Source organism: Vibrio sp. 10N.247.311.51 (genome assembly GCF_041467855.1).
Classification (GTDB): Bacteria; Pseudomonadota; Gammaproteobacteria; order Enterobacterales; family Vibrionaceae; genus Vibrio; species Vibrio coralliirubri.
The window spans coordinates 192680-204386 of sequence record NZ_JBFSVK010000001.1 but is presented as its reverse complement, the minus strand read 5'-3'; the positions used below and the strand labels follow the sequence as shown (position 1 = coordinate 204386).

At 46.6% G+C, this 11707-nt stretch carries 8 protein-coding genes; all 8 read left to right on the top strand.

Features of this window, described 5'->3' with window-relative positions; translation table 11 throughout:
• Positions 1-8 precede the first annotated feature (8 nt).
• The 8 genes from AB6E85_RS00900 to AB6E85_RS00865 all read left to right on the top strand — a co-directional run bounded on the left by AB6E85_RS00900 (position 9) and on the right by AB6E85_RS00865 (position 11663).
• On the top strand, positions 9-2027 hold the full coding sequence (locus AB6E85_RS00900) for a methyl-accepting chemotaxis protein (RefSeq protein WP_372141044.1): 2019 nt from the start codon (positions 9-11) through the stop codon (positions 2025-2027).
• A 447-nt stretch (positions 2028-2474) separates the two neighbouring features.
• Entirely contained in the window at positions 2475-3482 is a 1008-nt protein-coding gene (locus tag AB6E85_RS00895) for a LacI family DNA-binding transcriptional regulator (RefSeq protein ID WP_017097774.1), read from the top strand.
• Positions 3483-3500: 18 nt separating this feature from the next.
• Positions 3501-4748, top strand: coding sequence for an ABC transporter substrate-binding protein (locus AB6E85_RS00890; protein ID WP_372141043.1), 1248 nt, complete (start codon positions 3501-3503; stop codon positions 4746-4748).
• 67 nt (positions 4749-4815) lie between these two features.
• Positions 4816-5802, top strand: a complete 987-nt coding sequence (locus AB6E85_RS00885; RefSeq protein ID WP_048614012.1) for a carbohydrate ABC transporter permease — start codon at positions 4816-4818, stop codon at positions 5800-5802.
• 46 nt (positions 5803-5848) lie between these two features.
• Positions 5849-6697, top strand: a complete 849-nt coding sequence (locus tag AB6E85_RS00880; protein ID WP_170930191.1) for a carbohydrate ABC transporter permease — start codon at positions 5849-5851, stop codon at positions 6695-6697.
• A 17-nt stretch (positions 6698-6714) separates the two neighbouring features.
• On the top strand, positions 6715-8064 hold the full coding sequence (locus AB6E85_RS00875; RefSeq protein WP_372141042.1) for a GH1 family beta-glucosidase: 1350 nt from the start codon (positions 6715-6717) through the stop codon (positions 8062-8064).
• Positions 8064-9155: an ABC transporter ATP-binding protein gene (locus AB6E85_RS00870; protein WP_248641911.1), complete on the top strand. Its 1092-nt coding sequence runs from the start codon at positions 8064-8066 to the stop codon at positions 9153-9155. The genes AB6E85_RS00875 and AB6E85_RS00870 overlap by 1 nt, the downstream gene beginning before the upstream one ends.
• Before the next feature lie 93 nt (positions 9156-9248).
• On the top strand, positions 9249-11663 hold the full coding sequence (locus AB6E85_RS00865) for a GH36-type glycosyl hydrolase domain-containing protein (protein ID WP_372141041.1): 2415 nt from the start codon (positions 9249-9251) through the stop codon (positions 11661-11663).
• Positions 11664-11707 lie beyond the last annotated feature (44 nt).

Sequence of the window (11707 nt, the reverse complement as noted above, 5' to 3'; positions counted from 1 at the left end):
GATTCACCATGAGACTTTCTTCCATCGTGTCTCGAGTATATTTAGGTTTCTTTGTACTGATTGTGATCATGCTGGGCTCTGCATGGTTAAGTATCAGTAGCAATAAAGACATAACGACTCGAATCGAAAACATCACCCAGCAAGCCACCCCATTAATGCTTCAATCATCTACGCTGACGATTCGATTCTTGGACATTAATCGCAGCACCACACCCTACTTGTCCGCTAATTATGTTGATGAACTGGAGCCACTGAAGCAAACTTTCTTAAACAACATCAAGCAATATCAGCAGCAATTGAGCTGGTTCGAAGGCAAGGGTGAGGCTGGTTCGCAAATGGAAGTCATGCTCAACAACATCACTCAAACTGGCGTGTCGACGATCGATAAGATAGAGCGGGTATTGGAGCTTTACGTTGAGTATTTGGATAGCAAAGATCTCGGTTCGATGGAGCAGGCGCAATTTCAATCTGTGGTGGGGCAGCTTAACAATACCTTGGTGAATCAACTCGCGAGTGCAGATTCGGAGCAGACACAAAAGGCAGTCGAAGCTCTGTTGGTGCAATTGAGTTTGATCGCATCGGAAGCTAACGAAGCGTTTTCACTGCAAACGTCATCGGAAGTACGCGGTGTTGAGCGCCGCCTGCAAAGTCGCAAAGAGCGATTCGAACAAGCGGTAGCAGATTTAGACAACCTAGATTCATCTTTGCTGCGCCGCAGTAAACAGTCTTTATCACTACTCGCTTCACATGCGTTTTCAGCCAATGGTTCAGTATCTACCCATAAAGAAACCGTTAAACTCGATGAGTCTATCTCCCTCCAAAAGCAGGAAATTGAACAGTTGATTGATGTTCAGCTAAGTCACTTTGATGAGCTGTCTACGTACGCTGAAGATACTGCGACGCGCTTGTATCATGAGTCGATGGACTCTTCACAGCAAGCCCTTGTGATGCAGAGCGTTATTGCACTTTCTTCCGTACTTATTGCACTGTTGATTGGGTTGAATATTGCCAAAGGGATCCGTAAACCAAGCAAGCTGCTGCAAAGTGCACTCGACCAAGTTGCCAATAAAGACTTGAGCACGATGGTGCAATATCAAGCCAATAATGAGTTCGGTTCAGTTAGCGACAAGGTCAACTTAGTGATCAGCCACCTGACTCAAATGATTGATAACATGCGTCAGTCGTCTACACGCTTAAAAGAGGCGTCTTTAGAGAACCAAAGCACTAGCCGCTCTTTGAGTGAGGCGATGCAAGACCAAACCAATCAAACGGTGATGGTGGCAACAGCTATGGAGCAGATCGAGTGCTCGGTGACAGAAATAACTCAAGCCGCGAATCAAACGCTAACGCTTGTGACCGAAGCGGTGTCGAGTTCCAGTGATGGCCAGAAGACGATGGATAAAAGCGTCGAATTGATGGGCAGCTTAGAAAATAAGCTGGCGGAATCAACGGCGACCATTGGTCAGCTTGAAAGTGAAAGCGCCAGTATTGGGTCCATTCTGGATGTGATATCTGGGATCTCTGAGCAAACCAATCTACTGGCGTTGAATGCGGCAATAGAAGCGGCGCGAGCTGGAGAACAAGGGCGTGGTTTCTCTGTGGTTGCGGATGAAGTTCGCGTGTTAGCGGCCAAAACCAATGCGTCAACGCAAGAGATACACAACAAGATCGAGCAGTTGCAAACTAGCTCTAAACTGGCGGTTGAACAGATCAATCAATGTGTGGTGGGTATGGTTCAATGCGTAGAACAAACCGGCGAAGTGAATCACTCGATATCGACGGTGTCTGATCTGCTTAATGAGGTTGAGCAAAGGAGTCATCAAATCGCGACCGCGACGACAGAGCATCAAGTCGTTGCCTCTCAAGTCACTCAAAATATCAGCCAGATACACATCTTGGCTGAAGATAACTCACAACGTTCCCAAGTGCTTTTTTCCCACGGTCAACAGCTTGAAACTATGTCGCAACAGCAATTTTCATTAACTCAAGAGTTTAAGTTAGCGGAATCATCTAATCACAAAGATTAGAGCCAGTTAATTTCTTCCATGATTTCACGCCCAGCCTTCCGCTGGGCGTTTTCGTATCTGGTTTTTATGATGAAAAGGCTTTGAGCTAAAAATTACCGTGAAATGTTCTCATACAATTTCGAAAGGCCATTGAAATAACAAGGTCACTTTCCCCGTGTATATTGCCGTCAGCTGCGGATTCATCATTAAATGACGTTTTCAAAAAATGGATTTAGGCGGGCTTGTTTGATCTGACGAACAAGTAACCGAGCGCTATCTTGATAATATGAACAATAATCTCATGAAACAGTTTCATGGCGTGAAGTTAATCTGTAAGCGCTTTCATGATTTCCACAACTGGCCTTTTTACCTCCAACTTTAGTGTGATGACACTCACTTCAACCAAGACGCCTTTCTTTAATAATCGTTTTGTAAGCGGTTACAAGCTAATGAAGTATCGAGGTTCGAGTGGCAACAATTAAACACGTATCAGAACATGCAGGTGTGTCTCAGGCGACAGTGTCTAGGGTTATTAATGGCACTAGCAGAGTGAGTCATGACAAGAAGTTAAAGGTTGAAAAAGCGATCAAAGAATTGGGTTATCGCCCGAACTCTATCGCTCAAGCTTTGGCTTCAAGTCGTACCGGAAGTGTTGGTGTAGTTGTTCCAGAACTAGGCGGTTCTTTCTATTCAGGCATCTTGCATTGCATAGAGGAAAACCTACGCCGCTTTGGTTACCACGCTGTGGTTACAGCGGGTTCGAACACTGAACAAGGGCAGCGCGAGTCGGTGGAATTTCTGCTGGGGCGTCGTGTTGATGCTTTGATTCTTCATACTCAACTGCTCAGTGATGATTATTTAATTGAATTGGAAGAACAGGGGACCCCTGTGGTTTTGATTAACCGCTTCATCCCAGAAATGGCGATGAGTTGTATTGATATTGATAACGAAGTCGGGGGGCTACTCGCTACTCAATATCTTTTGCAAAAGGGACATACAGATATCGCGTGTATTACCGGGCCTTTAGATAAAGCAGATGCTAGGGGGCGTTTGCAAGGGTATCGAAAGGCCTTGGAAGAAGCGGGTGTGCCATACGATGAAGCCTTAGTCTCGGAAGCGGGTTTTACTGAAGAGACGGGTATCAGCGCTATGAAAAAGCTGATGAATCGTAAGTGTCATTTCACAGCAGTATTTGCTTCGAATGATCACATGGCATTCGGCGCCTTTGAGGTGCTTCATCAAGAGGGACTGTCAGTTCCGAAAGATGTATCACTGGTGGGCTTCGATAACACCATCTTCGCGCGTTATCTGACCCCTAGTTTGACCACCATTAATTTCCCTATTGAAGAGATGAGCGTTGAAGCAGTACAGCTCACTCTACAGAAGCTAAAAAAAATCAAACATGACGTGAACTTTAAATTGCTGCCGACGTTGGTCACTAGAAACTCGGTATCGGATTTACCAGTTACCCTATAAAAATATTAAGGATAGAACATGAAATTTAAGACCTTGGCGCTTTCATGCGCGGTTGCTTTAGGATTAGGTACAACAGCTGTGAATGCCGCTGACAAAGAGATTCGTTTCGACGGCTTCCCTGATTTCGATAGCAGCTTGAAGGTGTTACTGCCTGATTTCGAAAAGAAGACAGGGATTAAAGTTGATTACCTTATGAACAACCATGGTGACCACCACACGAAACTGACAACGAACCTTGCAACGGGTTCTGGTGCAGGTGATGTGATTGTTGTCGACGTTGAGAAAATTGGTCCATTCGTTGGCTCTGGTGGTCTAGTTAACCTGTCTGAAAACTACGGTGCAGATAAATACGAAGAACGATTCGCACCTTACGCATGGGCACAAGGCAAAGGCGCTGATGGCGATATGTACGGCATTCCTGTCGACCTAGGTCCAGGTGTTATGTACTACCGTACCGACGTATTCGAAAAAGCGGGCATTGATGTAGAAGAAGCAATCAAAGATTGGGATTCATACATTGCTGCTGGTGAAAAACTGAAAGAGCAAAACGTACAACTTATTGCTTCAGCAGCCGACGTAGCACAAGCAATTATCTTCACGACGGTTCCTGAAGGTGAAGGTCTGTACTTCGATAAAGATGGCAACCCTGTTGTGACATCAGAGCGTTTTGTTCACGCTTTTGAAGTAGCAAAAGAGATTCGCGACAAAGGTTTAGACGGCCGTATCCTAGCTTGGTCTAACGAATGGTACGAAGGCTTTCGCAACGGCACATTTGCAACTCAACTTTCTGGCGCTTGGCTTCTTGGTCACCTAAACAACTGGATTGCACCGGAAACTAAAGGTAAGTGGGCAGTAGAAAACCTACCTGATGGTATCTACGGCAGCTGGGGTGGTTCATTCCTTTCAATTCCAACTCAATCAGACAACCCAGATCAAGCTTGGGCGCTTATTGAATACATGACGACTGACCGTGAAGTACAGCTTAAGCACTTCGAAACGATTGCTGCTTTCCCAGCGAATACAACAACGTATGACGATGAGCTTTTCCAAGAAGAGATGGAGTTCCTAGGCGGACAAAAAGCCCGTCTTATTTTTGCTGAAGTTGCGCAAAACATCAAACCAGTATCTCCAGCACAAGGCGACCACGTTGCACGTTCTATCATCTTAGAGAACGCATTGATGGAAGTACTTGATGAAGGTAAAGACATCGAGACAGCGCTTAAAGAGGCTGAGCGTCTAATCAAGCGTCGCACGCGTAATCTTTAATTTGTTATTACTTTGAGTAAGTGAGGAGGCGCGGATAGCGCGCTTCCTTTTTTAAGAGGTCGTTACTATGAATCATACAGCGAGCACAACGATAGAACCTTCGGAGCAAAGCTTTTTTTCTCGTCTGAATTTGAAAGCGCTTACACCGTATGGATTTCTTCTACCGTTTCTGATCATTTTTTCTGTATTTGGGATCTTCCCGCTGTTGTTCTCTGTTTATCTTTCGTTCCATGAATGGAACCCTGTGAAGGGCATGGATGCGATGGAGTTTGTGGGTTTTGAGAACTATCACATTGCTTTAACTGACCCATGGTTATGGCGCTCATTAAAGAACACATTGTGGCTAGCAATCACGTCAGGTGTGGCTCAGCATTTAGTTGCTATTCCAGTGGCTTACATGTTGGTTTCGATGGGTGACCGTATGCGTCACTGGCTAACATCGGCGTACTTTTTACCGTTCATCACATCAACGGTCGCAGCGTCACTGATTTTCTTCAACATGTACTCTCCTAACTCAGGAATTATTAACCAAACGCTGATGGCTCTGGCTGATAGCACGCTGTTTGGTTGGGCATTTGCTTGGGTTAATGATTTTCAACCCATCCGCTGGTTAGACGATGCCACTATGGTGAAGCCGTCTATCGCGATCATGGTTTTCTGGAAATACACCGGTTTTAACATCGTCCTTTACACCACGGGTTTAATGACGATTCCTAAAGACATTTTAGAAGCTGCTCGTATGGATGGTGCCAATGCCTTCCGCCGCTTCTGGAACATCTCACTACCAATGATTCGTCCATTTATCTTCTTTGCAATTACGATGACCATCATCGGTAACCTGCAAATGTTTGAAGAACCGTTCGTACTAACGCGTGGCACAGGTGGTACAGGCCAATCTGGTTTAACTATCTCTATGTACCTCTACAAAGTGGGTTGGGAATGGCTAGAAATGGGCACGGCCTCAGCGATTTCATGGCTTCTGTTTGCACTCATCGCAACGTGTACCTTGGTTCAATTTTTATTCTTCGGTAAGAAAGGCTTAGGGGAACATTAAGATGTCGACATCAATTAAGACAAATACTTCACCACTAAGTGGCCTAATGCCAAGCGAACGCACCATGTACATCATGACTAAGATCTTGATGGTCATGCTCGGCATATTACTGGTTGTTTCTGCAATCATTACGGTGTTTCCGTTTGTGTGGTCAGCTCTGCTTTCAACACGTGATCGTTCGGAAATCTTTGGTTCGGGCATCAGCTTTGCCATTGGCGATAGCTTGGCAATCAACTATGCAAAACTGCTTGAAATCATGCCGTTTTGGAAAGCGATGTTTAACTCGATTTACGTGGCTTTCTTAGGCACCACCATCTCGCTGCTGTTCTGTAGCATGGGTGGTTACGCATTTGCTGTGTTTAAGTTCCGCGGTAAGAACGTGTTGTTCGGCATGCTGGTTGGCTCGATGGCGATTCCGCCGGTGCTTAGCTTGATCCCTTACTTCATGATCGTGAAATTCTTAGGCTTGCTGGATAACCACATGGCGGTATGGCTACCGTTCACCACCACACCATTTGGTATCTTTTTGATGCGTCAGCACGTGATTGCATCGATTCCTAAAGAGCTATTAGAAGCGGCGAAGCTAGATGGCGCAGGCGAGTTCAGAACGTACTGGAGCGTGGTACTGCCACTGATGAAACCAGCATTAGCAACGCTTGCGATTGTTCAGTTCGTCTTCTTCTGGAACATGTTTATGCAGCCTCTCGTGGTGCTAAACAACCCTGACAATTACGTCATCACACAAGCACTACGAAGTGTTCAAGGCATTCCGAATACGCCATGGGGCGCGGTAATGCTAGGTACCACAATTTCTATTTTACCACTCGTGATTACATACCTGTTCGCATCGAAACAGATGATCAGTGGTTTAACGTCCGGCGCAGTTAAAGGTTAGGTTTAAGGGTTATAACAATGAATAAATTTCAACTTCCAAGTGATTCAAAGTTACGCAGTAAGGAATTTGTATTCGGTGTCGCGACATCTTCATACCAAATTGAAGGCGGCGTTGAAGAGGGCGGTCGTACACCGTCTATCTGGGACACTTTCTGTAAGAAGCCGGGCAAGGTCGATAACGGTGATAATGGTGATGTGGCGTGTGATCACTACCACCTATGGAAACAAGATATCGAGATGATTCAAGGCTTAGGCGTGGATGCTTACCGTCTCTCTATTGCATGGCCGCGTATCTTGCCGCAAGACGGTGTGGTGAATCAGCAAGGCCTTGAGTTCTACGGTCAGATCATCGATGAGTGTCATGCTCGTGGCATGAAAGTGTATGTGACTTTGTACCACTGGGATCTACCACAATACCTTGAAGACAAGGGCGGTTGGCTAAACCGTGAAACGTCTTACAAATTCGCTGAATACGCAGAAGTGGTGAGTAAATACTTTGGCGATACCATCGACGTATACACCACACTCAATGAACCGTTTGTGTCTGCATTCCTAGGCTACCGTTGGGGCGAACATGCGCCAGGCATCAAGGGTGAGAAAGAGGGCTACTTAGCATCTCACCACCTAATGTTGGCTCACGGTTTGGCAATGCCGATCCTTCGTAACAATGCACCTCACGCTAAGCATGGCGTGGTATTCAACGCGACGCCGGCTTACCCGCTGACGCCACAAGATCAAGGTGCGGCCGATTACTGCGAAGCGGAGAACTACCACTGGTTCATCGACCCAGTATTAAAAGGTGAGTACCCACAGCTGGTGGTTGAACGTCAAGCGATGAACATGCCAATGATCCTTGAAGGTGATTTAGACATTATCAGCGCACCTGTCGATTACATAGGTATCAACTACTACACACGTAATGTCGCTCGCTTTAACGAGAATGGCGATATTGAATCGGTGAAACAAACCGATGCTGAACACACTTACATTGGTTGGGAAATCAACCCACAGGGTCTAACCGATTTATTGGTAAGACTGGATGCGCGTTACGAAAACATGCCGCCTATCTACATCACAGAGAATGGTGCAGCAGGTAACGATGAGCGTGTTAATGGACAAGTGATGGACGACCAACGAGTTCGTTATTTCCAAGGCCACATCGAAGCGGTTCACAACGCCGTTGAAGCTGGCGTGAAAGTCGATGGTTACTTCGCTTGGAGCCTAATGGATAACTTTGAGTGGGCATTTGGCTACTGCCAGCGTTTTGGCATCGTCCATGTTGACTACACCACCCAAGAAAGAACATTGAAACAGAGCGCAATTGCGTACCGAAATATGCTGCTAGAGCGCGCTGAGGAGAACAGATAATGGCTAAAGTAGAATTTAAGAACATCAAAAAATCATTCGGTGACGTTGAAGTTGTAAAAGAGTTTGATTTTACGGTTGAAGACGGTGAATTCGTGGTTTTCCTTGGCCCATCTGGCTGTGGTAAATCGACAACGCTACGCATGCTGGCTGGCCTTGAAAGCATCAGTTCTGGTGACATCGTGGTTGGCGGCAAGCTAATGAATAAAGTCGACGCGAAAGACCGTGACTTAGCGATGGTATTCCAAAGCTACGCACTGTACCCACACATGACGGTGTACGAGAACATCGCGTTTGCCCTGAAACTGAAAGGCATGCCGAAAGCTGAAATCGACGTAGAAGTTTTAAAAGCGGCGAAAATGCTAGAGCTTGATCCATTACTGAGCCGTAAGCCGAAAGAGCTTTCTGGTGGTCAGCGTCAGCGTGTAGCAATGGGTCGTGCGATGGTTCGTACACCTAAAGTGTTCTTGTTTGATGAGCCGCTATCTAACCTCGATGCCAAACTGCGTGGCGTGATGCGTGAAGAGATCAAACACCTACATCGTGAACTAAAAACCACCACGATCTACGTAACACACGATCAGATCGAAGCGATGACATTGGCGGATCGCATCGTGATCCTGAAAGACGGTTATGTGGCTCAAGTTGGTACGCCAACGGAAGTGTTCCAACGCCCTGCTAACAAGTTTGTCGCGCAATTCATTGGTAACCCTTCAATGAACATGTTGGAAGCCAAGCTGATTGAAAAAGAAGGCGAATACTTTGTTGAACTTGGCGATGTTCATATCCCACTGCCTGAACGCTTTAAGTCTCTGGCATCTAAGAACCTAGCTCTGCATTTTGGTGTTCGTCCAACAGATATCCACCTACGTGCTGAGCAAGTCGACCACGATCGCGTACTGCCATTCCCTGTGAAAATCAAAGACAAGGAACTACTCGGCGCGAGCATTCTTCTGAAAACAGAAATTGGCGGTCAGCCGTTGATGGTTGAAACCCAAGCTGCTGAGGTAGATGTGAAAGAGCTGACTCTTTACTTGGATTTGGATGCTTTCCACCTGTTTGACGCACTGAGTGAGAACTCGCTAGCGAGCTAGCCAGTCAATTTAAATCAGCCATTGAGCTGACTCCAACCAACTTACGACAAATTGTTTTGGCTCCTCCTGATTTGGGAGGGGCTAGGGATAGTGATGATGAAATTCGGATATTTTGACGATAAAAACAAAGAATACGTAGCAACCACACCGTGTACACCGATCAAATGGTGTAACTATGTGGGCACATTAGATTTCGGTGGCATTGTAGATAGCAACGGCGGCGTATTGTTGTGTAAGGGCGATCCTGCACTCAACCGTATCACTAAGTACATTGCACAACTGCCAAACTCTGATTTTAAAGGCTCGACCCTTTACCTAAAAGTACGTGATGAAGCGGGCAACGTAGAGGTGTTCTCACCTTTTTACACACCGACTCTGAAGCCTCTTGATAAGTTTGAAAACCACACCGGTTTGTCTTACACCACCATCATTGCGGAAGCGTTTGGTGTGCGTTGTGAAGCGACCTTCTTCGTACCAAAAGCTGACCAAGTACTGCTGCAAGACATCAAGGTCACCAACATTTCAGATAAAGCGCTGCACGTTGATGTGGTGCCTGTATACGAATTCACGCACTTCGATGCACTTAAGCAACTACTGAATGCCGATTGGGTTCCACAAACTATGACGCTTAAAGCGCACCAACAAGAGTCGGGTCATACCGTGCTTGAGCAGTATGCTTTCATGAAGCGCGATTACGCGGTGAATCTGATGACAGCGGATCGTCCAGCGACGTCTTTTGATGGTGACCGCCAATCGTTCTTAGGCAATTTGGGCTACGGTACATGGGCAGCGCCAGAAGCACTAAACAATGATGAATTAGGCAACACCGAGTGTTTACGTGGCGACAACATTGGTGCACTTAACCTGCGCCTAGGTTGGTTATCTCCAGAGCATACAGAACGTACGATTGTACAAATCGCGCAAGAACAGAGCCTAGAAGCAGCATTGCCTCTGCTGGCTAAATATCGTGACCATCAAGTGGTTGATTCAGCTTTCGCTGAACTGGCTGAACATTGGGATGGTTACCTACAAGCAGTTCAGGTTGAAACGCCAGATCCTGCAATGAACTCAATGCTTAATGTACATAACCCACGTCAGTGTCACACCACCAAAAACTGGTCTCGTTACCTGTCTCTGTACCAGCTTGGCTATGGCGCACGTGGCATTGGTTTCCGTGATTCTTCGCAAGATACGTTAGGCGTAATTACTCACATGCCAGAAGAAGCGCGTGAGTTCATTGAGCGTCTGTTATCTGTGCAAAACACCAACGGTTCTGCGATGCACCAGTTCTTCCCATCAACCATGGAAGCGAACGCGGGTGACTCTCGTGAAGAGGAAGATCGCCCTGATTACTACGGTGATGATCACCTGTGGATCATCTACGCGGTGACGCAATATGTAAAAGAAACGGGCAATGCAGACTTCTTGAATAAAGAGATCCCGTTCTATCAAAAAGACAAAGCGGGCAATCCAGTTGAAACGGGAACGGTTTGGAACCACCTGTGCCGCGCGATTGAATTTACTTATACCAATACTGGTGAGCACGGCCTACCGCTGTTAGGTTTCGCTGACTGGAATGACACGGTGAACCTGCCAACGGGTGCAGAATCGATGATGGTGGCGAACATGTACGGCAAAGCACTGCTCGACATGTTGGACTTGTGTGAGCTGCGTGGTGAAGCGCAACTGACGGCTAAGTTTAAAGACCAGTACCAACAGATGCAGAGCACAGTCAATGAATGCGGCTGGGATGGCGAATGGTTTGTTCGTTACTTTGATGAGCAGGGCTTGCCGATCGGTTCTCATAAAAATGAGCAAGGGCAGATCTACACCAACGGTCAAAGCTGGCCTGTGATCTCTGGTTTCGCGACTCAAGAACGTGCGACTCAGGCGCTAGACTCGGTTTACAACAAACTAAACACTACCAATGGCATCAAGCTTTCAACACCGGGTTACAACGGCTTTGATCCTCAGCTAGGCGGTGTTTCAACTTACCCACCAGGTGCGAAAGAGAACGGCGGTATCTTCTTGCATTCAAACCCATGGGTGATGATCGCAGAAGCGAAAATGGGTAACGGCGAACGTGCTTACGAGTACTACCGTCAGATTAATCCTGCTTCTAAGAACGACGATATTGATACCTTTGAATCGGAGCCATACTGCTACCCGCAAAACATCTTGGGCGACGAACATAAACAGTTCGGCCTAGGTCGCAATGCGTGGCTTTCTGGTACTTCATCTTGGACTTACGTGGCGGGTACGCAGTGGATTCTGGGTGTTCGCCCTGAAGTGGATGGCTTGCTGGTGGACCCATGTATTCCGGCGGATTGGCCTGAATTTAAAGTCCGTCGTCAGTTCCGTGGTGCGACTTATCATATTCATGTCACTAACCCGAATAACGTGTGTAAGGGCGTGGTTGAGATGAAGGTCAACGGTGACCTAATTTCAGGTAATAAAGCGCCAGTGTTTACCTCTGGTGAGCACACCATCGAGGTGATTTTAGGTTAACAAAGAGAAGGGCGCTTTATGCGCCCTTTATTGCTTCTTTAGTT